The organism is Dyadobacter beijingensis DSM 21582 (assembly GCF_000382205.1).
In the GTDB taxonomy this organism is placed as follows: domain Bacteria; phylum Bacteroidota; class Bacteroidia; order Cytophagales; family Spirosomataceae; genus Dyadobacter; species Dyadobacter beijingensis.
The window spans coordinates 1,184,355-1,205,987 of record NZ_KB907788.1 but is presented as its reverse complement, the minus strand read 5'-3'; the positions used below and the strand labels follow the sequence as shown (position 1 = coordinate 1,205,987).

18 protein-coding genes and 1 tRNA gene are annotated in these 21,633 nt (G+C 48.4%); 14 read left to right on the top strand and 5 right to left on the bottom strand.

Annotation, left to right across the window (positions count from 1 at the left end):
- Positions 1-40: 40 nt before the first annotated feature.
- Positions 41-1,519 (bottom strand): sigma-54-dependent transcriptional regulator, encoded by a 1,479-nt coding sequence (locus H144_RS0118510; RefSeq protein ID WP_019943592.1) that lies wholly within the window; start codon positions 1,517-1,519, stop codon positions 41-43.
- 228 nt (positions 1,520-1,747) lie between these two features.
- Here H144_RS0118510 and H144_RS0118505 point away from each other — a divergent pair, with 228 nt between their 5' ends.
- From H144_RS0118505 to H144_RS34370, 8 genes are all read left to right on the top strand, one after another.
- Positions 1,748-2,041 (top strand): Na+/H+ antiporter NhaA, encoded by a 294-nt coding sequence (locus tag H144_RS0118505; protein ID WP_019943591.1) that lies wholly within the window; start codon positions 1,748-1,750, stop codon positions 2,039-2,041.
- A 123-nt stretch (positions 2,042-2,164) separates the two neighbouring features.
- On the top strand, positions 2,165-3,586 hold the full coding sequence (locus H144_RS0118500; protein WP_026350801.1) for an alanine/glycine:cation symporter family protein: 1,422 nt from the start codon (positions 2,165-2,167) through the stop codon (positions 3,584-3,586).
- A gap of 238 nt (positions 3,587-3,824) precedes the next feature.
- On the top strand, positions 3,825-5,147 hold the full coding sequence (nhaA, locus tag H144_RS0118495; RefSeq protein WP_019943589.1) for a Na+/H+ antiporter NhaA: 1,323 nt from the start codon (positions 3,825-3,827) through the stop codon (positions 5,145-5,147).
- An 87-nt stretch (positions 5,148-5,234) separates the two neighbouring features.
- Positions 5,235-5,690, top strand: a complete 456-nt coding sequence (locus H144_RS33380) for a GbsR/MarR family transcriptional regulator (RefSeq protein WP_019943588.1) — start codon at positions 5,235-5,237, stop codon at positions 5,688-5,690.
- 27 nt (positions 5,691-5,717) lie between these two features.
- On the top strand, positions 5,718-7,049 hold the full coding sequence (locus H144_RS0118485) for a TolC family protein (RefSeq protein ID WP_019943587.1): 1,332 nt from the start codon (positions 5,718-5,720) through the stop codon (positions 7,047-7,049).
- A 4-nt stretch (positions 7,050-7,053) separates the two neighbouring features.
- Entirely contained in the window at positions 7,054-8,154 is a 1,101-nt protein-coding gene (locus H144_RS0118480; RefSeq protein ID WP_019943586.1) for an efflux RND transporter periplasmic adaptor subunit, read from the top strand.
- Between the two features lie 6 nt (positions 8,155-8,160).
- Positions 8,161-9,426 (top strand): ABC transporter permease, encoded by a 1,266-nt coding sequence (locus H144_RS34375; RefSeq protein ID WP_033402748.1) that lies wholly within the window; start codon positions 8,161-8,163, stop codon positions 9,424-9,426.
- Positions 9,427-9,429: 3 nt separating this feature from the next.
- Positions 9,430-10,104, top strand: a complete 675-nt coding sequence (locus tag H144_RS34370; RefSeq protein ID WP_019943584.1) for an ABC transporter ATP-binding protein — start codon at positions 9,430-9,432, stop codon at positions 10,102-10,104.
- 525 nt (positions 10,105-10,629) lie between these two features.
- On the opposite strand, the gene H144_RS0118465 is transcribed toward H144_RS34370, so the two are convergent.
- Positions 10,630-11,943, bottom strand: coding sequence for a site-specific integrase (locus tag H144_RS0118465; protein ID WP_019943583.1), 1,314 nt, complete (start codon positions 11,941-11,943; stop codon positions 10,630-10,632).
- Between the two features lie 389 nt (positions 11,944-12,332).
- Positions 12,333-13,403 (bottom strand): hypothetical protein, encoded by a 1,071-nt coding sequence (locus H144_RS0118460; RefSeq protein WP_019943582.1) that lies wholly within the window; start codon positions 13,401-13,403, stop codon positions 12,333-12,335.
- Between the two features lie 410 nt (positions 13,404-13,813).
- On the opposite strand from H144_RS0118460, the gene H144_RS32120 reads away from it, so the two are divergent.
- A complete protein-coding gene (locus tag H144_RS32120) occupies positions 13,814-14,548 on the top strand; it encodes a hypothetical protein (RefSeq protein ID WP_019943581.1) in 735 nt (244 codons plus the stop codon).
- Between the two features lie 151 nt (positions 14,549-14,699).
- On the opposite strand, the gene H144_RS0118450 is transcribed toward H144_RS32120, so the two are convergent.
- Together H144_RS0118450 and H144_RS0118445 are read right to left on the bottom strand one after the other, a co-directional pair.
- On the bottom strand, positions 14,700-15,932 hold the full coding sequence (locus tag H144_RS0118450; RefSeq protein ID WP_019943580.1) for a site-specific integrase: 1,233 nt from the start codon (positions 15,930-15,932) through the stop codon (positions 14,700-14,702).
- Between the two features lie 256 nt (positions 15,933-16,188).
- Positions 16,189-16,261, bottom strand: a tRNA-Lys gene (locus H144_RS0118445).
- 642 nt (positions 16,262-16,903) lie between these two features.
- Between H144_RS0118445 and H144_RS34360 the strand changes: the two genes are divergently transcribed.
- The 5 genes from H144_RS34360 (at position 16,904) to H144_RS34725 (ending at position 21,585) form a co-directional block, all read left to right on the top strand.
- Positions 16,904-17,080 carry a hypothetical protein gene (locus H144_RS34360; RefSeq protein WP_019943578.1) on the top strand — a complete coding sequence of 59 codons (177 nt, stop codon included), beginning with the start codon at positions 16,904-16,906 and terminating at the stop codon, positions 17,078-17,080.
- Between the two features lie 54 nt (positions 17,081-17,134).
- Complete coding sequence (locus H144_RS0118430) at positions 17,135-20,164, top strand: sensor histidine kinase (RefSeq protein WP_019943577.1); 3,030 nt, start codon at positions 17,135-17,137, stop codon at positions 20,162-20,164.
- Positions 20,161-20,967, top strand: a complete 807-nt coding sequence (locus tag H144_RS0118425) for a LytR/AlgR family response regulator transcription factor (RefSeq protein ID WP_019943576.1) — start codon at positions 20,161-20,163, stop codon at positions 20,965-20,967. Before H144_RS0118430 ends, H144_RS0118425 begins: the two co-directional genes overlap by 4 nt.
- A gap of 9 nt (positions 20,968-20,976) precedes the next feature.
- A complete protein-coding gene (locus H144_RS34730; protein WP_310588770.1) occupies positions 20,977-21,150 on the top strand; it encodes a carboxypeptidase regulatory-like domain-containing protein in 174 nt (57 codons plus the stop codon).
- 66 nt (positions 21,151-21,216) lie between these two features.
- Positions 21,217-21,585 (top strand): TonB-dependent receptor plug domain-containing protein, encoded by a 369-nt coding sequence (locus tag H144_RS34725; protein WP_019943574.1) that lies wholly within the window; start codon positions 21,217-21,219, stop codon positions 21,583-21,585.
- Positions 21,586-21,633 lie beyond the last annotated feature (48 nt).

The window sequence follows — 21,633 nt, the reverse complement described above, 5'->3', positions numbered from 1 at the left end:
TTATGCAAATAGTACTTTCCGATATTTCGTAAAATCTCTTTTAAAGTGGAAATTGTTCGGGCCTTTTAATGCCCAGTTTTCGCATCCGGGAATCCAGGGTTGTCGGCACCATGTCCAGGATCTGGGCCGCCCCCTTGCTGCCACTCACTTTCCAGTTGGTTTTATTTAAAACAAAAATGATATGCTCGCGCTCGCATTCCTCCATCGTCATCAGGCTACCTTTAGGCGCAATGGCCGGTTTCCTGGGCGACCAGTCGTCGAGCGTCAATGTCCTTCCTGGCGACATAATGATCGATCTTTCCACCACGTTTTCCAGCTCGCGGATGTTGCCTGGCCAATGATAGGCAACGAGTGCGTCGATCACTTTTTGAGGCACCTGGTCAATGACTTTGCCCTGGTCGGCACCGTGTTTCTGGCAAAAGTGCTTGACCAACAAGGGTATATCTTCTTTTCGCTCCCGCAATGGGATGCTTAGGACCGGAAATACATTAAGCCGGTAAAATAGGTCTTCCCTGAAACGTCCTTCGCTAATTTCTTTTTCCAGATCACGGTTGGTGGCGGCGATGATGCGGACATTGACTTTCAGTGTTTTGGTGCTGCCTACACGTTCAAATTCTCCCTCCTGCAATACCCGTAGAAACTTGGGCTGCAATTCAATCGGCATTTCGCCAATTTCATCCAGGAACAGGGTGCCGCCATCGGCCAGCTCAAACCGGCCATTTTTCTGTGCTGTGGCGCCGGTAAATGCCCCTTTTTCGTGGCCAAATAACTCGCTTTCGATCAGGCTGGCCGGTAGTGCCGCGCAATTGAGCTTGATAAGCGGCCGGTTTTTACGGTTGCTGAGGTTATGAACGGCGCGCGCCAGTAACTCCTTTCCCGTACCCGACTCGCCGTTGATCAGCACGGTACTGTTGGTGGGCGCTACTTGCCGGATTTTGTTCAGGACTTTTTCAAATGTTTTGCTCTGGCTGATGATATCATCGGGGTTTTTGGACTGTTTGATCTCTTCTTTCAGGTATACATTTTCGGCCTGTAACTGATCTTTAAGCTTCTCCACTTCCGTCAGCGCCTTGTTCAAATCGGCCGTTCGTTCCCTAACCAGTTGTTCCAATTTTTGCCTGAGCGTCGCCAGCGCGAGATGTGTGCCAATGCGGGAGAGTACTTCATGGATTTCAAAGGGTTTGGTGATGTAATCAACCGCGCCCATATTGAAGCCGTTGACTTTATTGATCGTTTCTGTCAGGGCTGTCATAAAAATAACCGGGATTCCCTGTGTTTTGGGCGAACTTTTTAACTGGCGGCACGTTTCGAAACCGCTCATCCCGGGCATCATTACGTCGAGCAGGATCAGGTCGGGTAGAGCGTAAGCAGCCTGTTCGAGCGCACTTTTCCCATCGGTTGCTACCAATACTTTATATTCGGATTTGGTCAGTACATCAAAAAGGATGCTGATGTTGTTGGGCGTGTCGTCCACGATCAGGACCGTTTTCATTACTTTGCCGGGCAAATCGTCTTTCATGGAATTACAAAAATCTGTATGATTTCGTCTTCTGAATTAGGGCTAAATTATGACATTAATAAGGATAGTTCCGAAATATCGTAACTTAAATGCATCATAAGTAAGCCTTGTGTCCTTTGAAATGGTCATATAAATGTTCAGCAAAAAGGCCGATTTCGTGCTTTTGGGTCATATATTTAGCCATTTCGAAATATGTAATAATGATTGCCAGATCCCCCTATCGACCAAATGCTCCATCCTGTCAGTAACTTCATCCACCAGGAATTTATGGGCGGTATCATCCTGTTTATCCATGTGATCATTTCAATTGCATGGGTCAATTCTTCCTGGTCAGACTTTTACCGCTCTTCCTGGTCAGACTTTTACCGCCACCTTTGGGAAACCAAAATGTCGGTAGGATTCTCAGATTTTATTTTCAATCAGCCGCTGCACATCTGGACCAACGACGGGTTAATGGCAATTTTCTTTTTTGTGATCGGATTGGAATTGAAACGGGAGTATACCGCGAAATTGGCATTTTGAAATAACATTATTTGAAGTATATATAGTTATTTTAATTGGTGCAGAAGGTCAATGCCCAAATTTTCACTTTATTTATTCCTGATAAACCAAATTCCTTACCACCCACTCGCTGAACTTTCCTCCATGGAGCAAATCATTACTGCCGTTAACAATGTGGTCTGGAGCGACGCGCTGATCCTTCTTTGCCTGGGCACCGGCATTTACTTTTCAATAATTACCCGATTTTTGCAAGTGCGTTATTTAAAAGACATGATCACGCTGCTTTTCGGGAATAAGGCTTCCGCAAAAGGCGTATCTTCTTTTCAGGCATTTGCGATCGCTATTTCAGGAAGGGTAGGGACGGGAAACATTGCGGGAGTGGCTACGGCCATTGCAATGGGAGGGCCAGGGGCTGTGTTCTGGATGTGGGCGATCGCTTTTCTGGGCGCGGCATCCGCCTATGTGGAAGCTACATTAGGACAAATTTATAAGCAAGTAAAAGACGGCCAGTATCGCGGCGGGCCCGCATTCTATATTGAAAAAGGCCTGGGCGTAAAGTGGTATGCGGTGCTTTTTGCGGTAGCAACAATCCTGAGTACCGCCCTGTTCCTTCCCGGAGTCCAGAGCAATAGCATTGCCACCAGCGCGAAAACTGCCTTTGACATTCCTGTTGAGATCACCGGAGGCGCGATTACCATTCTGCTGGGGTTGATCATTTTCGGAGGTGTGAAAAGAATTGGAAAAGTGGCTGAATTCGTTGTTCCGTTTATGGCCGGGGCCTATATTTTGATGGCCCTGATTATCATTGCCATCAATATTACGCAGGTACCGGCAGTTTTTGCTCTGATCATGCGTTCTGCATTCGATATGGAACCAGCTTTTGCAGGCATATTTGGAATGGCAGTATCCTGGGGCGTCAAACGTGGCATTTATTCCAACGAAGCCGGCCAGGGAACTGCCCCTCATGCCGCAGCTGCGGCCGAGGCCAGCCACCCTGTGAAGCAGGGATTGGTACAGGCGTTTTCTGTGTATGTAGATACTTTGTTTGTGTGCACGGCGACGGCGTTGATGATCCTTTTTACAGGAAAATACAATGTAGTGAATCCGACAGGGGGATTTTTGGTTGAGCATGTCAAAGGCATGGCCATTGGCTCGGAGTTCACCCAACAGGCGATCAATACACATTTTCCGTCCTTGGGAAGCGGTTTTGTTTCTATCGCGCTGCTCTTTTTCGCATTCACCACCATCATGGCCTACTATTATATCGCCGAAACCAATCTGAGTTATTTGATGAAGGAAGGAAATAGCAAAATCCTGTTGTGGAGCTTGCGCGGATTGATCATGGCAGCAACATTTTATGGCTCCATCAAAACGGCCGAACTGGCATGGACGGTTGGCGATATCGGCGTAGGGCTAATGGCCTGGCTGAACATCATTGCCATTTTACTGCTCAGAAAACCTGCGTTGGATGCGCTCAAAGATTACCAGCAGCAAAAAAAGGAAGGCAAAGATCCGGTTTACAAGGCGTCAAACATGGGGGTTGAAAATGCGGAGGAATGGGGTTGAAGAATGTTCAACGATCTGCAAGTCCGTAGTCACTTCAATAAATTTCTGCAGCTTTGGTCACTTTTTGTCTGTCATTCCGGGGTATGTTGGAAGGCTGTTTCTGTATAGGCTCTGAGGGGCCCCATAGGTTTGTGTTACTTCTACTTTTGGCCAACTACCCGTTAAAAGGAGAACTAAGTTGTTTACAATGTCAAAACGGCGCTTTCAGTTATATTTGGCCAACGTTTACCTGGATACTATGTCAAAATCCCCAATAGACCGGCTGCTTTCGCCGGTGCACCGCTTTATTCATCAGGAATTTACGGGTGGTATCGTCCTGTTTATTTCTGTCGTCATTGCCCTGGTCTGGGTCAACTCGCCGCTGGCGGGCTCCTACCACCATGTATGGGAGACCGAGCTCTCGGTGGAGCTTGGTGGGAATGTTTTTAAATACCCGCTGCATGTGTGGATCAACGACGGATTGATGGCACTTTTCTTTTTTGTGATAGGGCTTGAATTGAAACGGGAATTTATGGCTGGCGAGTTGTCCACCCTTAAGAAAGCCAGCTTGCCGATGGCGGCCGCCTTAGGAGGAATGCTGGTTCCTGCCTTGATTTATAGCGCAATTAACTTTAACCAACCTTCAATGTCCGGGTGGGGCGTACCGATGGCTACCGATATCGCTTTTGCCCTTGGGCTCTTATCGCTTGCCGGTAGATATATCCCTACCTCGGTGAAAGTCTTTTTATCTGCGCTCGCCGTGGCTGATGACCTGGGGGCAGTATTGGTTATTGCATTTTTTTATACAGCCCATATCTCCTTCTTCTATCTGATCTTGGCAGCTGTGCTGCTAGCGGTGTTGGTGACCCTGAATTTGCTGGGGGTGCGCAGCACCCTTATTTACCTGATCCTGGGCATTATGGTTTGGACATGTTTTCTTTTTTCCGGTGTTCACGCTACGATTGCCGGCGTGCTGGTAGCGTTCACTATCCCGGCGCGGACGAAAATCGATGAGGGTGAATATATAGCCCTGGTGCGCGGCCATGCAAACAAATTTGAGAAGGCAATCCCGCTGCATGGTCCATTGATGACAGCCGATCAACACCATATCGTCGAAGAAATTAAAAGCCTTAGTCTGGATGCGCAGACCCCGTTACAAAAAATCGAATATGGGCTTCACCCATGGGTAGCGTTCGTGATAATGCCTGTTTTCGCGCTTGCTAATTCGGGTATGCACATCGGGAGCGATTTTTTTACCGCACTGATCAACCCGGTGAGCCTGGGTGTGGTGGCGGGCCTTGTCATAGGGAAGTTTATCGGGGTGTTTAGCTTCACCTGGCTCATGGTCAGAATTGGGCTTTCCAGGTTGCCAGTGCGTACGACCTGGAAGCACATCCTGGGGGTGTCCATGCTTGCCGGTGTAGGGTTTACGATGTCTTTGTTTATTACCGGGCTTGCCTTTCGGAATGCGCAGCATGTTGAAAATGCGAGGTATGGCATCTTGCTTGCATCCGTGATTTCTGGCTCTGCTGGAATCATCTACCTGCGAACTTTGTCAGGGAAGCGGCCTTCAAGGGAGTAAAAACAGAACATGCCTATTAGTTTTTTATTTTAGTTCTTGCTATGGAGAACTAAAATGCTTTAATTTGGTGGGATTAATTAAAAGAAATTGGACGAGCACAGGGACCGGATCGAACAACACAGTGGGGCACTGGAACATATGGGCATGACGCCGGTAGCAGCAAGGGTTTTTACTTATTTGTTACTTCAAGGCAAAGAAGGGGCTGTTTTTGAGGATTTGGTCGCTTATTTCAAGGTTAGTAAAAGTGCCGTTTCGAATGCACTGAAATTGCTAACAGCCTCAGGAATGGTTGGCCACCGCACAGTTGGAGGAAAAAGGCGTCGCTTCTTTTATGTAAACATGCGAAGTTTGTTCAATGAAAAAGAAATGACCTCGCGCTACCAGCAGTTTTTCGGGATTCTGGATGATGTCAGGAAGGCTAGAGGTGTTCAGGACCAGTTTGATAAAGAGCTTGGTGAAGTCGCGATATTGTACAAGATGTTGCTCGTCGAGTTTCCTATTATCCTGGAACGGTGGAAACGCACAATCGAGCTTGATGCTTAAAATTTTCACTTTTTGGTTCTTTTGATAATGAACTTAAAGAACAAGATAATAGTCTGGAAATTGTTGATCCTGTTTCTGTCGGTGGCAGCAGTTCAGACATGCTCTGCTCAGCCCACTTGGAATTTGGAACGGTGCCTGCAGTATGCTGCCAGTCATAATAAGGACCTGATCATCAGCCGACAGCAAATAGCGCTTGCGGCAATGGATGTGAGCCAGTCGAAAGCCAAACTGTTGCCTACGGTTACCGGCTCAGCGTCGTTGGACCATTACTGGCAGATACCCGTCCAGGTTTTCCCCGGCGAGCTGGTAGGCCGGCCTCAAGGGAGTTTCATCCCGGTTCGGCTAGGGACGCCGTGGATGGGTAATGCAGGATTGCAGGCCGATTTAAGCCTGATTGATGCGGCGGGGTGGAAACAGATCAAAATCCGGATACTGGAGAGCCAGCTGAAAGCCGCTCAAAACTTTTCCAAAGAAAAACTGATCGCCAAAAACGTTCGAATGGCTTATTACTCGGCCATGCTAAGCGATGAAGACTACCATGCGGCCGTCGCCCGGCTGGAAGACTTTAAGGAAAGTGATAGGCTTATCACCCTGAACTTCGAAAAAGGGATTACCGATCAGATTGCTGTGAACCAGTCAATAAGTTTGCTCGAAGAACTGAGCGACGACGTATCCCGCAGCCAGGCCACGCATCAGCAGTCGCTGCTTGATCTCAAATTCTGGATGGGTTTTCCGCTTGCCGATTACATTCAATTAGCCGGGGACAATATACCACTAGCGGAAAATAAACCAGGAGCAACCTTCAATGCAGCGCTGACACCGGATTTTACCTCAGACAGTCTGATGGTTGAAAGAGCCAGCGCCTCGCTGGATGAGTCCCGGGCCGCCCTTTATCCAAAGCTTTCAGTGGTAAGCGGTTACAGCAAGCTAGGTTTTGGCAGCGAGGCAAGTTTTATAATGCGCTCGAAGTGGTTTTCTTCCGGTTATGTCGGCCTTCGCCTCTCAATACCGGTCTTTGATATGCCGCAGATGCACTATCGGCTTAGAAAAGACAAACAAAGCGCAGTTTTGGCCATTGCTGAACGGGATGCCAGTGTCAGTGACGGCAACAATGCTTTCCTTTCTGCAAAGGTCGCTTATTCCCGCGCGATGCAGGAACTTGGCTCTCTTCAAAGAAAGGAAGTACTTGCCCGGGACAATGTAAGGCTTTCGTCAAAAAAGTTAGAAAAAGGGATCATCGACATGATCGAGCTTAAACAATTGCAGGATGAACTGACACTAACACGGCGCAGGCGGCTGATCGCTCAATTGCAGTGTATCATGCAAATGGTCGAACTTGAATACCTACAAGGCAATTAATTCTATGGAAAAGCTTTATGTATTGATACTGGCCGGCCTTGCCACCCTTTCATCCTGCAAAAAGGAGCCAGCGACTTTTAAGGCGGCCACAAGGCCTGTGAACGAAGCTGTGTATGCGTCCGGCGAGATCATGCCCGAAGCTTATGAACTGATCAAAGCGACTTCAAGCCAGCGGGTACTGCAAATACTCGTTAAGCAGGGTGAGCAGGTACGAAGGGGTCAGGTTCTGGGTGTTCTGGGTCAGCCTAGCCAGAACACCCAGCTCGGCATCCTCAACGAGCAGCTACGCCTGGCCCGTAAAAATGCGTCCGATAGCTCGGCAAGAGGCCTGGAACTTCGACAGAAAGCGGCCCTTGCCAAACAGCAATACGATCTCGACCTGGCCGAAGCCAGAAAATACCAGGAACTCGCCGCCGACAAGGCCGTTTCCGAGCAGGAAGCCGGGCGCCGCGCGATGAAGGCCGAGGCGAGCCTTGCCGACTACAAGAACCTGCAATTTCAATACGACGCGCTTTTAAACGATCAGAAAGAGAAAGTGCTTTCCGTAAGCCGGCAACTCGCCGAGCTTCGTCAGCTCAGGGAAACCAATGTGCTCACCGCCAGCATCGAAGGGAAGGTGTTCAGTATTTATCTGACGGAAGGTAGCACTGCGGCAGCCGGAGAGCCGGTGTTGCTGACAGGCTCAGCCAGCAGGTTCAAACTGGAATTGCTGGTCGACGAACGGGATATTGCTCAGGTGAATCTGGGGCAAAAAGTCTTTTTTGAAACCGATGCTTTTGAAGGCAAAGAATTTACAGCGACCATAAGTAAGATCGTCCCGGTGATCCAGAAAGAGAATCGGAGCTTTAAAGTTGAAGCCGCAGTAGAAGGTGCGGGCAGCTTCTTTCCTCAGTCTTCCGTCGAAGCCAACATCCTGATCCGCGAACAAAAAGATGCACTTGCGATCCCGGGCGCTTTTTTGCAGCCTGGGGATTCGGTATACACTGCCGGGCCTGACAGTAAAGTATTAAAGCGAAAAGTCCAGGCCGGCGTAAGGAACGGTCAGTGGATAGAGATCCGAAGTGGCCTTAAAGCAGGTGAGCTCATATACGAAAAAGCCCCTTAGCATGCTATGAAAAAACGGCTCACGAACATCGCATTATCTGCCTCTATCGCAGCTACCTATATGAGGGCAAAACTGCGGCAAACCCTGGTTGCCACAGCAGGCGTAGCATTCGGCATCACCGTATTTATCTTTATGGTGAGCTTCATCCAGGGGACTAATGAATATACCCAGGATGTCGTCTTCCAGCAATCGCCGCATCTTCGTTTATTCAATGAGGTGCAGATCGCCGATCAATCGCTGTTGGATAGGCGCTTTCCCCGCATGGTGAATGTCGTGCACCACCAAAAACCCAAAGACATTTTGCTGAATTTAAAAGATGCTAACCAGGCGTTGGAAGACCTGGCTGGCGACCCGCGGGTGCAGGCTGCGTCGGGGGCCATTAACACGCAGGTGTTTTTCAGGTTGGGATCTTCTTCGCTCAATGGTAAGCTTAACGGCGTCGACCTTGAAAAGGAAGATCAGCTTTTCAGCCTTTCGGGTAAAGTCATCGAGGGTAGCTACGAAGAGGCTATGGTGAAAACCAACAGTATCCTGATGGGTACGGGTCTTGCAAAGCTCCTGAATGTAAGGACCGGCGACCAGGTCGTTGTCACTACCGAAAAAGGCGGCAATTTTCCCGTAATAGTTGCCGGGATCTTCAAGACGGGCCTTACCGATATTGACAAGCAGCAATGTTATGCGAGCACTAAAACAGTTCAGAAGCTGCTCGGCGCGCCTGCCTCCTATCTGACAGAAATCAAGGTTAAGCTTTTGGATAAGGAACTTGCTCCTGAAATGTCCCATGAGTTGCAGGCCCGTTATCATTACCAGGGTTCAGATTGGAAAAAGGACAATGCCTCGCTTCTGGAAGGAGATGTGCTACGCAAAATGATCGTTTACGGGGTTGCGGGCACCATTCTGCTGGTCGCTGGCTTTGGCATTTTCAATATACTGACGATGATGATCTATGAAAAAATGAAAGAGATCGCGATCCTGAAAGCGACGGGATTTTCCGACTCGGACGTCAAAGGCATCTTTTTGACTCAGGCACTCGTAATCGGGGCGGCCGGTGCAGTAATGGGGCTCGCATTTGGTTTTCTGATTTCTTATGCCGTCTCCAAAGTGCCTTTCAACAGCGATGTGATGATCACACTTGACCACCTGCCGGTAAGTTTTAAGCCGGTTTATTACATTACCGGATTTACATTCGGGATCCTGACGACCGCCTTATCCGGTTATTTGCCATCCAGAAAAGCGGCAAAAATGGACCCTATTGCCATTTTAAGAGGCTAATCCATGAACGTACTCGAAGTAGCCAATCTCAATAAATACTTCAATGAGCCTGTTCGCAACCAGGTATTGAAGAATGTGGGTTTCCAGGTAGAACGCGGTGAATTTGTAGCTATTACAGGCAAGTCAGGCTGCGGCAAATCGACCTTGCTGTACCTTCTTTCTACGATGGATACCGACTTTGAAGGCAGCATCATGATCGATGGGGAGCAGATGAAAGGCAAAACCAACCGCTGGTTGGCGGCTTTCCGCAACCGTCATATAGGATTTGTCTTCCAATTCCATTACCTGCTCCCCGAGTTCACGTCCCTTGAAAATGTAATGCTGCCCGCCCGCAAGCTGGGGGAATATCCTGTCGGAGAGATCGAGCAGCGCGCGATGCAGTTATTGAAACTTTTAAACGTGGACGGCCAGGCATTAAAACGTGCTGGGTTGCTTTCCGGCGGCCAGCAGCAACGCGTGGCCATTTCCAGGGCGCTGATCAACGACCCACTGATCGTAATGGGCGACGAGCCAACGGGAAACCTGGACAGCGCAAACGGCGCAACAGTTTTTGGCCTTTTTAAAGAACTGGCCATCGAAAGAAAGCAAACCGTGCTTGTAGTCACCCACGACGAAGATTTCGCCCGTCGCGCCGATCGCAGGATATACATGGCAGACGGCTCGATTTTAGATGCGTAGCTTGCGCGGACGTTATATTGGCAATGCCTTAAGCGAAAAAATTACAGTAGTTAAAGCGGTTGTAAAGCCCGTTTAAAAATGGAACGCCTTATAGGGTACCCCATCTAAGTTCAATCCAGTTCCATAGAACCACCATCGGCCATATGCAACCATCCCTTTCACATTCAGTGCCAATACGGTGCAAGTCACTGTTGGGCCTGCGAATATTTGCGTAGCAGTGCGGCTATTCCCAGCGTCCGACGCCTGGCTTTGCAATAGCTATCCATGGACACAAGTAGCATCGATTCTTAAAACTGACGGTCAGCATAAACGAATTGCCCTGGGATTAATTTCCGTACGAATGAGTAAGCTTGCTCGCCGATTTTACATTCGCTGTAATGGCCAGGGATGGGGAGTCATTCAGTACCGATTAATTAAAAAAATGCTTTTCGTAACATGAGCGTTAAGCCGCCGATGTCAACGCGATAATTCGACCAACATCGGCGGCTACTAGTAGTGAGGCTCAAAACTACACCAACGCCTCGTTTAGGATACTGATCGAAGTAAACCTGACCGCGAGAACAACCTGTTCCTTACTTTCGCCACATTCTCGCTAATCCGCGATTTTCTCACTCTGCAATAGCGCATGGTGGTTCTAATACTTCTATGACCTAGCATCTTGCTGACATCTTCAAGCGGCACGCCATTATTTAGCATCATATCTGCGAAGAAATGCCGGGCATCGTGCGTATCAAGCCTTCTGATATTTCCCTCAATATCCCGGATTTCACATAGCTGAGCAATATCCTTCAAATACACGTTGTAGCGGTAGTTACTATTTACCGGGATTAACTTGCGATTGGCTATGCAATATGGATGGGCTTGATATTTCAGTATCAGTTGATCTACGATTGGCAGGATCGGAACCATTTCACCAACCTCTGTCTTCCCGCGGTGCTTTACAAGCCAACGTTCTTTTTTTGGTCCTACCAGGATCACGTTTTCGGGTCTGAGGTCGTAAATGTCCTGGTAGGCAAAGCCGGTAAAGCATTGAAATATGAAGGCGTCCCGAACCTCAGCTATTCTGTCCACACTAAACTGCTTTCGCTGAATTTTCTCGACCTGCCAAAATTCCAGCGGGATTACCTCTATGTCGCCGCCAGAGCACTTAAAGCCTTCCATGGGGTTGGAAGGAATGTACTTCTTTTTAACGCCCATTTTGACAATCTGACGCACCCATTTCACTTCTTTGCGCGCGGTCACCTCAGCTAACGGTTTGGCGACGTGTAGGGTTAAATAATCATAGAGGTCTTCGGCAAAAGTGTCTGGAAGAGACGAAAAGTAAATATCCTCCCGGTCGAAGTGATATTTGATAAAACTAGCCACCTTCTTTTTGGTGCTGCGCCAGTGCTTCAAGGTCTCAAACGACGCATTCTCCCGTTCCACACGTTTCTCAAACTTAGCTATGAACTCGTCAAAAACTTCCAGCACAGTTTGCTCGTTCTTTGCAGCCGGTTTGGCAAGCTTAGGCTGCTCTACCGCAGGTTTGCCCAGGTAAACGTTCTTGACCATCGCCGGGGTTACCTCAGGGAACTGAGTCTGAAGGCCGTTGAAAATCCGTTCGACGTCGGTCTGAAGCTGGGCAAGTTTTTGATTGGCCAATTTTACTTCCAGCCCTGAGCCTATAACTTGCTTGGTGTCCAAGTCCCAGGATGCCGGATTTACTTTCTTGCCTGTTGAAATTTCGGTGTACTTACCATCGATTGTGATTCTGGCATAAATAGGAGCTTTGCCGTCCGCTTTTGCTTTTTGTCTGTACAGCCAGAAGAGTACAGTCAGGTTCTGTTTGAAATTCATCATCCTCACAGTTTAAGGTTAGAAAAACATTGATGTTTGAGAAACCTTGGTCAAAATCGCCTCTGTCAAACATGTCCATTCGGTAACCTAATTTAGTAAGCAAAGCAGGTTACCGAATAGGTTACCGAATGCTTTGATCTGGAATGAATCAGAATGATATGCTTATCTTCGAAAACAGTGAAAAAATGACGTTTTTAAACGAAAAAAGCGCCCTTTGAGGCGCTTTAAGTGATCCCGCTGGGATCATAGTTTTAGAGATAACAAATTGTTAATCAAATGTTTGTGTCCTGTCAAATCATTTACTCACCTTGTAACTCACCAACTTGTGGTGACCGGCTTGCAATTGTCCCAAAGGTAAGAAATTATGCTATTTCATGGTGGTAGCCATCTGCCTAACGAGTCCAGTTTTCGAGTTTGCCGTTGTCGTCAATCCAAATTTCAAGGTATATGTCCTCAGAAACTGGCTGGCCTTTGTCTCTTATGACGTCGAACTTCAACGCCCTCAATGCTTTAAATAATTTATCTATACAAAATTTGTATTCCGTCATCTCGTAGTACTTTTCTATCTCTTGCTCAGAATATCGCATTTTGACCTCCGAGATATAGCCATTTGAATCGATTGTAACAACATACTTGTCACTGCAATCAAACTCCTTTTGATTTTTCCACTTTTTTTTAAGCTCTTTGAATATTATGTCCGGGATTTTTTCTTTATCTCTTCTGTCTATTCCGTTCCGGCTATCAACATAATTGCTGACTTCCTCGATCTTAGTCAGGAGCCCTTTGGAAATTAATAATACTTTTTCCTTCTCAAAGGTCGTATTAAAGATCCCATCACATCTAAGTACTTTGTTTGAAAGTGGGAAGCTAATGTTTCCGTCAAACCAGTCAATGAAGACTTTTCCATTCTCAAATCGCCTCCCGAAAATAGAACTTATCTTATCGATCGACTGAGATCTGTTGAATTTCCCATTTTTTAATTCTCCGCAACTGATTATCGCGACAAGAAAGAGACTGTCATTCTGGATTCCGTAGATTGCCTGATAACCCCTCCAACAATTGAAATTTGCTCCATCACGAAAACTAAGCCCAAAAAGCTGATCTGTCTTTATAGTGTCGTGTCTTTGCAAGTAGCGCTCCAATATGAGATTGTAGGTTTGCACAGTATCCTTTCCGTAGACGATATAGTCCGGGATTTGAGGACTTGCAAACACTACTAATGAAGTGGTAATAAGCGTCCAAACGATTATAAAAAATTTCACCATATTCATACCGTATTCAATAATCGATCCTGGTCTGGCTTGATCAAGGCTATCCCTGTTGAAAACCGGGATTGTCTCAATATATTCAGAATGAAATTCAAAATTGTATTGTGAGCTAAGTTTACTTTTTTGACTGGTCGATTCCTTAGCGTAATGAAAACGAGGGAATGAAAGTAGGCGCCTTCCTTCAATAATCGACATAGGTCAGAATGAGCCGCGCTGGCACTTGTAGTAATTGGGATTTCGGTAGATATTAGAAAATTTATATCTTCTCCCGCCAGCGACTCCGGAGCGTTTGGGCGGGCCAGATTAGTTTGTAACACAAACTGACATCTGGCCGATTGCGGGTAAGAGGCAATCACTGTTGAAAAAATGTCACCGCTGGCTTTGAAGGAACTGGGGAAAAGTCATATTTTCTTATTATGCTAGTGATGTTTCAGAATTTTGGCGAACTTAACATTCAAAAAACAATTTCAATTAACTGTCACTGCACATAAATAAGGCTGAGAGCTAGTTGGGCGAATCTGGTTGTAGAGTAAAACACTGCACAAACTTTCTGACCAGAAGTTTGCTCAGAGGTGTTTCATCAATTAAGGTATTAATCGGAAATAATGACCAAACATATCCTTATTATTCTAGTTGTATTTCTTCATTGTCAATGTGGCAAAAAGCGAGAAATTTTGCACGCAAAAAATAAGTATGATTTTGGAGTAATTTATGAATTGAAAATGGATTCAGATTCTGTCTATCACTTTTCAATGAGTCAAGCTTTCAAAAATGACAGCATTACGACTTTCACTGGAACTTTTTTTCTGCAAAATGACACGTTGGTATTTCCTCGACCATTCTATCCGTTTTCGGGAAGTACAGCAATAATTAAAAATGGATTCCTGGAATTTCTTGATTCGACAGAGCCATTTAAGCTTCAAATACTAAAACAGAATATCGTCGATAGAACAAAAGGCGATTCTCTAAGGATAAAGAATGTTTCGATCTTTACTTACATGCCAAAATTCTACGAGACAATATTTCCTAATGCAGTCCAATATGATTTAAATGATCAGGAGCTTATGGAAATTGAGAGTCTCCTAACGCAATGTATTCTTGAAAACAAGGGAGTGCTTTCGAGGCAATTAGATTCTTACGATAGACAGTATGTAGCAGTAATAAATCAGCAAAAAGAAAAAGAGGTTTGGGTCAATTGTGAATGCAAAAGAAAGTATGACACAGATAGCTATAAATACAGATTAGTAGATGTGGATGATGGGGGAGATTGTTATTTTCGTGTTAAAGTAAACCTAGATAAGCATAAATTTCATAGTTTTTCAGTGAATGGCGAGGCTTAAAGTAGGATAGCTCAATTGGTGCTCTCTAATGATTTAAATAGAAAATTTTCTCGCGGGAGGGTATGGACTATGATGCAAAAACATTTTTTCACCTTCTCCCTCGCGATCCCCTCTCACAAATAGGAGGGGTCGTGCGAGAGAAGGTGCAGCGCTAACCTTCCGTGCCGGAGCGGCTGGAAAGCCGCCCTTTCAAAGCCTGCATATCCTCACTAACCTTTGTGTCGAGAATTTTCGCATAAATCTGCGTCGTGCGAATGTTAGTATGTCCCAGCATTTTCGAGACACTTTCAATCGGAACGCCATTTTGCAGCGTCACAGTTGTGGCGAACGTATGCCTGGCTACGTGTGAGGTTAGAACTTTATCGATCCCGCAGAGCACGGCAATCTCTTTCAGGTAGTCATTCATTTTCTGATTGCTCGGCACTGGCAGTACGAGGCCACGAGATGCGCAGAGTGGATGATCTTTGTATCTGTCAATAATTTTAAGCGCTTCCGGCAATAGCGGAATGTGAGACTTGACATTCGTTTTCATCCGCTGGCTGAAAATCCATTGCTCACTGTCAATCCCTCGCGTTATCTGGCTTTTTTCTAGCTTCTGTACATCAGAGTAAGCCAGGCCGGTGAAACAACAAAAAAGAAAAGTATCCCGCACCTGGGCGAGCCGATCACTGGCGAACTCCTTGCTTGCCATTAAGTCCAGCTCAGCCCTGGTAAGAATCGCTTTATCAACCTTTTTAAACTTGCCTTTGAAATTCAGATACGGATCAAGATTCATCCAGCCATTCCCAAGGCAAATGTTAATAATCTTGCGAAACATCTTCATGTGCTTCACAACGGCATTATTGCCCATCTTGCGAACCGAGCGCAGATAGAATTCATAGTCTGCGATGAAAGCGAAATCGATGCGGCTGATGTCGAAATCGCTTGTGTTGAAGTGATCTTTCAGGAATGCCGCTGTGTGGCGTTCGAGCACTTTATAGCGGTTGAATGTTCCTATCGCATATTCCTGGCCGACCAATGCCTTCATTCGCTCGTTATGATCAGCGATCACTGTCTTCAATAATCGATGCTTAGGGCCGACGCCTAGAAATTTGTTTTTGATCGTTTCCGATGTGATCAATGCGCCGTCACGAACTAGGGCGGCGTGGGCGTCGAGTAGTTGCTGTTCTAAGTTGCCCAGATACGCATTGACAGATTTCACCGCCTCCTTTGCGCCTGTGACTCGTCCAGCTACCGCATTCCACCGGCTTGGCTCGCATTCACGCCCGGTCGTAAACTCCGCTCTTTTACTTTCAACCGTAATCCGTAAGTAAATCGGCACAGGCCCTTTTTGATAGTTTTTCGGCTTCTTCAAATAGAAAAGCAGACTGATCTTTGTTTTCATACCCTTTTTCAGGTTAAAAAGTTGAACAAAAGTAGTCTTGCAAGCCTAATCAGCACAAGATGTTTACGGCGTAAACAGGTTGTTAAACAATAAGTTACAGCGATTTTGGTGAGTAAAATTTGCAGATTCTTGAACTCACCGAATTACTCACCAAAAATTTGTGGAAAATTGAATATTTTGGCATAATCCGGCAAAGAAAAAAGCCTGCTAATCTATTGATTTGCAGGCTTTTGATGCTTTTTGTTACTTCTTCAAGTGATCCCGCTGGGATTCGAACCCAGGACCCATACATTAAAAGTGTATTGCTCTACCAGCTGAGCTACGGAATCTCGATGCCGACTTGCAGGAAACTCGCTTTTAACTTCGACCGGTGCCCTTCATGAAAAGTTAACAATCGGTGTCGTTTCGGGCGTTTTGTGTTTCTTGCGGCGCCGTATCATGGTGCAAAAGTACAATTGGGATTTTAGGAAACAAATTTTGAGAGGACTATTTTTTGCCCTGAAATGGCTTAAATCTCGCAATCGGCTGGGATTTAGAAATTTAAACACCTAAAAAAAATTAAAATTTTTTTGATTTCATCACCCGTTAATATACCGTTGCACACAGCGCAGGAGTTGCAAAGGATCAACGGATACGGCAGGGCCATCGCGGGCTGCAACGGGGTAGGGGGGCCAGGGGGCTTCCGGATATCAGCTACTTCCCGCCAGCTATCGTTTCAATGCTGCCGCATTTCAAGCCTCGCGCATCATGCCGCTTTCTGGTGCCATTTTTAACTGATCATTCATCCAAAAATCACCACCAGGCGTATGGAAAGGGGCGGCAGGCCGGCCAAAAAGGAAGACCGGCGTTGGGCAAACGGGAAAGTCAGGTCTTTTTTCGACCGAGAGTTCGACTGGATTGCACTCCTGCTTATCACGCTTGTCATCCTGCTGAGCCTCGTTTTTTTCTGACCGTTTTTGTTACACATGCTTATGAAAACATTTTTATGTTACCTCACCTTCGCAGCCCTGCTCACGCTTTGCTACGTCGAACGGAACAGTGCCACCGAGGATAAAACCCGCGCCCGTGCGCAGGCGGCCCGGCGTGGCAGCCGCGGCGGAACGGTCTGGATCAGTCAGAACAGGCCGCTGGCGAAGCTCAGGCAGTAAGAACCGCGCATTAACCGCTTACAAGTATTATTCGCCCAGCTTTTCCTGACCCGCATGCGCCCTACCGGTTTCCTGACGCTCTTTTTCCTGCTCACCTGGAACGCGCGTGCGCAGATGCCCATTCTCACGCTCGAACATCTTACTACCAAAGAGGGGATGCCTTCCAACGACGTGTGGTGCCTCAACAAAGACCGCCGTGGCTTCCTCTGGATCGGCACCGGACGCAACCTTTGCCGCTACGACGGCTATAACTTCCTTCGACTCGATAGCCTCCAACTGGGTTATTGTTCGGGCGTTTCCACTGATTCTAAGGGCGACTTGTACACTTCGGTGGACACCCGCGGCATTGCGCGGATCGACCGGAACACCATGGAGGTCACCACGCTCGTGCATAACAATTACGACGACCAGGACACCGGTAACGACCTGCACGAGCAGGGGATGGTGGATTCGTACGACCAGATGTGGGTGTGCGATTATACCTCCGTGCAGCGCTACGACATCGCCCGGAAAAAGCTGCACCGATATACTTTCAAAGGTCCGGCCAATGGAGGGGACGTGTACCAGTACGCCAGTTTTTTCGAGGACCGCCAACGTGTATTGTGGATCGTTTCAGAGCTCGGGCTCTACTATTATGACCGTCGCGCCGACCGCCTCGTATGCGTACTCGGGCAGGACGCCATTTATCCTGAAAACCGCATACACATCCGTCTGAGCCGCGGTTCGCAGGATGCTGCGGGTGATCTGTGGATTGGCGGCTACGAATATGGTCTGGTGAAGTATTCGCCTGTTAACCATCGTTTTGAAGTTCGGAAGGCGGGTTTTGAACATAACAATGTCGTATGCGCGCGTGAGTCGTGGGATGAGAACGGGCGGAGAGTGATATTTGTCGGGACCAACGATGGTGTCAGTCTGTATCACCCTGGTAGTCAGGTTTTCTATCACCTGCCCGAGTTCTACAATCGTGGTATCCGGGTGAAGGATATGTATGACGACAAGGCCAATGGCATTCTCTGGATCGGGACGAATGAGGGGATTTTCAAATACCGGTACCGGAACGCCGGCATTCGTACGGTGGCCATTCCGGCCGATGTGGTGCGGCGGCCGGTGCAGGTAACCAGTATCCAGCCAGCGGGCGACGGGAATTATTGGCTGGGACTGTCGCATTCGGGGGTGCTGCATTGGAAACCGGCGGAAGGCGTTTTTAAACTGCATCCTTACGGACAGGAAGAGGCTTTTGTTGACAAGGTCCGGGTGATTGATAATCAGGCATATGTGTTTACCGACAAGGGGGTTTTTACGGGAAATAACGCCTCCGGTCGCTTTGAGCCGTGGTATTCGGGAACGAAGCTTTTCCGCAATACCGACTTCCGGGATGGTTTGCTCGATAAAAAGGGCAGGTTATGGATAGCCAACCTCAACGAAGGCCTTAAAGTGATCGACCCGGCGACGGGCCGCGAGCTGCATTTGTGGGAAACGGTGAAGGGGCGTAAACTGGTGAATCAGAGCTATATCAAAGCGATGCGTGAAACGCCCGACGGCCGGATCTGGATCGCCACCTGCTCGCGGGGATTGTTTTTTTACGACGAACAGAATGCGACATTTATCAATATCGAGGACCTGCCCGCCAACAAGGGCCGGCGGCTGGGCGGCGAATGTATCAATGCCATTCAGGTAGCGCCGGACGGCGCCGTGCTGGTAGCGAGCTGGGGCGGCGTATCCAAAGTGGCACCCGATGGCCGCATTACCGATTCCTTCGATTTTCAATCTGCTTCCCTTAAAGACACCTATTGCTCCAACATCGCCGAAACCCCCGACGGTCGCCTGTGGTTCAGTACCAACGAGGGCGTGCATATTGCCGACCCGAAAACGCGCGCTATCCGCTATCTGACGACGATCGAAGGGCTCCGGAGCAATGCACCGGTGGGTTTCTACTATCATTCACCGGGCGAATTATTGTTAGGGTATGTCAATATGATCAATGTGCTGGATATTGATCTCCTGGGCGGGAATGTGCGCTCGCCGCGTATTGCGCTGGCGTCGGTGGAGGTGAAGGGCAAAAAGGTTTTCCGCAATGCAGGCCGGGAAATCGTGTTGGAACCAGACGAAAATTCCGTCAATTTCAGCTTCACGACACTGAATTTCGAGCCGGCTTCCCAGAATGCTTACAGCTACCAGCTGGAAGGGTACGATAAACACTGGATCGACCTCGGCAATGCCCATACCGTATCGTTCGCGAACCTGCCCGCGCGCTCGTACACGCTGCTCGTGCGGAGTACCAATGCATCGGGTGTCGTCAGCAAGGACCCTTTGGTGGTCAGGCTCACGATCCGGCCGTATTTTACGAGTACCTGGTTTTTCAGGGTGCTCATCGGGCTTACGATCGCCGGGCTCATCGTGGCCATGATGCGCTGGCGGGTGCGCACGCTTCATGAGCGCGACCGTCTCGACCTCCAGATCACCGAATGGAAGCTGAAAGCCCTGCAATCGCAGATGAACCCCCATTTCTTGTTCAATTCATTGAATTCCGTACAGAATTACCTGCTCACCAACCGGGGCGTGGAAGGGGCGAAGTATTTGTCCAAATTCTCTAAACTCGTGCGGCAGATCATGGAAAACTCTAATTACCAGTACCTGTCGTTCGAAAAGATCATCGATACATTGAAACTGTATGTCGAGATCGAATCCTTCCGGTTCAACCACGAATTTACCTACGTTTTTGATATTGAAGAAAATGACGTGCTGCTGGACGCACAGCTGCCGCCCATGCTTTTGCAGCCCTACGTCGAGAATGCGATATGGCACGGGCTGATGCCCAAGGAAGGGGATAAGAATTTGACGATCAGGGCATTATTGAAGGATCGTCATATTGTGTGTACGATTCAGGACAATGGCGTGGGGCGCGACTTTTCGCCGCGTACGGAAGGGCACATTTCGAGGGGCCAGGAGATGACGCGCGGCATCTTCGAGGCGCTGCGGCAGAAGGACAGCGAGGCGAAAATCGAGCTGATCGACCTATTTGACAACGAAAAAAAGCCGGCCGGAACGCTGGTAAAAATGATAATCCCGATCGAAAACGTATGAGCCAGGCCCTACGCGCCGTCATTATCGACGACGAAACCAACGCCCGCGAGGCATTGTCCAATCTGATCCGCATTGTGAGCCCCGAAGTCGTGATCTGCGGCGAGGCGCGAAATGCCGACGCGGGCACCGAGCTGATCCGCAGAGAGCGGCCCAATCTCATTTTTCTCGATATTCAAATGCCCGGTAAAAGCGGATTCGATTTGCTTTCCGGCTTCGAAAAAGTGGATTTCGGCGTTATTTTTACTACTGCTTACCAGGAATACGCCATCCGCGCATTCCGTTTCAGCGCGATCGATTATCTGCTTAAACCCATCGATCCGGACGAGCTGCAAACCGCCATCGAAAAGTACCGCGAGCGGGTAGGGAGCGTAAACCCCGAGCAGCTGCGGATCTTGCAGGAGCAGCTCGATCCTGCGCGCACGCCCAGGCTCGTGGAGCGAAAACGTAATGACAATCAGCGCATTGCATTGCCTACGGCCGAGGGTATCCACTTTGTGCAAATGACGGAGATCATCCAATGTGAATCGCTGGGCTCGTATACCAAATTCCATCTTGTGAAGGGGCCGGCCATCGTCGTGTCGCGGCTGCTCAAAGAGTATGAGGAGATCCTGGACCATTACTATTTCTTCTGTGTACATCAATCCAACATCATCAACCTCGAACATATCAAACGGTACGTAAAAGGCGACGGCGGGCAGGTCTGGATGAGCGATAATACGGAGATCGAAGTATCGCGGCGGCGAAAAGACGAATTCCTCGCACTGCTGTCCGATTTCTACGTCAATTCAGGAAAGCTGAAATAACCGCCCGGCATTAACACTTGTGGCACCGTTGCAGCAAAGTCGTTCGCGCAGAACGCGACGATCAGCGGGTCCGTGCGCACATCGGATGGCGAGCCGGTGGAGCTCGTGACCGTTAACGTGAAAGGCACGGCCAAAGGCGCTTTGACCGACCGCAACGGAAAATACCCGATCAGAAACGTATAGCCCGGCCTGCACCGGCTCGTAGCCACATTTATCGGTCTTGAAAAGCAGGAGCAGACCATTGAAGTAGTGGCCGGTGGCCAGGTTTCGGTGGATTTCAGCCTTAAAGAAAGCGCGGCGCAGTTGCAGGAGGAGATCGTTTCGGGCCGCAACCTGAACTGCGAAAATGTGATCGTCGCCAAAATCCCCTTGAAAAAACTGGAAAACCCGCAGGTATACGGCACGGTTTCATCCGAAATCATGAAGCAGCAGGCCATCACCAGCTACGACGACGCCCTGCGCAATGTGCCCGGCATTTCCCGCACCTGGGAGAGTACCGGTCGGGGCGGGGACGGGGCTTCGTACTTCGCATTGCGGGGTATCGAGGCGCAGCCATTGCTTTATAACGGCCTTCCCGGCATCACCAGCGGCAATCCTACATCGGTTACTGGTCGGTGAACGCCCAGAAGCCCCGCAATTCCGCACTCAGCGTCGCGTATCAGTTTT

What these genes read in the sequence shown, in the direction of transcription:
- H144_RS0118465 (WP_019943583.1), bottom strand. Translation starts at nt 11,943, where the DNA reads ATGATGAATTTCAAACAGAACCTGACTGTACTCTTCTGGCTGTACAGA.
- H144_RS0118510 (WP_019943592.1), bottom strand. Translation starts at nt 1,519, where the DNA reads ATGAAAGACGATTTGCCCGGCAAAGTAATGAAAACGGTCCTGATCGTG.
- H144_RS0118505 (WP_019943591.1), top strand. Translation starts at nt 1,748, where the DNA reads ATGCTCCATCCTGTCAGTAACTTCATCCACCAGGAATTTATGGGCGGT.
- H144_RS34370 (WP_019943584.1), top strand. Translation starts at nt 9,430, where the DNA reads ATGAACGTACTCGAAGTAGCCAATCTCAATAAATACTTCAATGAGCCT.
- nhaA (WP_019943589.1), top strand. Translation starts at nt 3,825, where the DNA reads ATGTCAAAATCCCCAATAGACCGGCTGCTTTCGCCGGTGCACCGCTTT.
- H144_RS0118450 (WP_019943580.1), bottom strand. Translation starts at nt 15,932, where the DNA reads ATGAAAACAAAGATCAGTCTGCTTTTCTATTTGAAGAAGCCGAAAAAC.
- H144_RS0118485 (WP_019943587.1), top strand. Translation starts at nt 5,718, where the DNA reads ATGAACTTAAAGAACAAGATAATAGTCTGGAAATTGTTGATCCTGTTT.
- H144_RS34375 (WP_033402748.1), top strand. Translation starts at nt 8,161, where the DNA reads ATGAAAAAACGGCTCACGAACATCGCATTATCTGCCTCTATCGCAGCT.
- H144_RS0118500 (WP_026350801.1), top strand. Translation starts at nt 2,165, where the DNA reads ATGGAGCAAATCATTACTGCCGTTAACAATGTGGTCTGGAGCGACGCG.
- H144_RS0118425 (WP_019943576.1), top strand. Translation starts at nt 20,161, where the DNA reads ATGAGCCAGGCCCTACGCGCCGTCATTATCGACGACGAAACCAACGCC.
- H144_RS34360 (WP_019943578.1), top strand. Translation starts at nt 16,904, where the DNA reads ATGAAAACATTTTTATGTTACCTCACCTTCGCAGCCCTGCTCACGCTT.
- H144_RS0118480 (WP_019943586.1), top strand. Translation starts at nt 7,054, where the DNA reads ATGGAAAAGCTTTATGTATTGATACTGGCCGGCCTTGCCACCCTTTCA.
- H144_RS0118460 (WP_019943582.1), bottom strand. Translation starts at nt 13,403, where the DNA reads ATGTCGATTATTGAAGGAAGGCGCCTACTTTCATTCCCTCGTTTTCAT.
- H144_RS0118430 (WP_019943577.1), top strand. Translation starts at nt 17,135, where the DNA reads ATGCGCCCTACCGGTTTCCTGACGCTCTTTTTCCTGCTCACCTGGAAC.
- H144_RS32120 (WP_019943581.1), top strand. Translation starts at nt 13,814, where the DNA reads ATGACCAAACATATCCTTATTATTCTAGTTGTATTTCTTCATTGTCAA.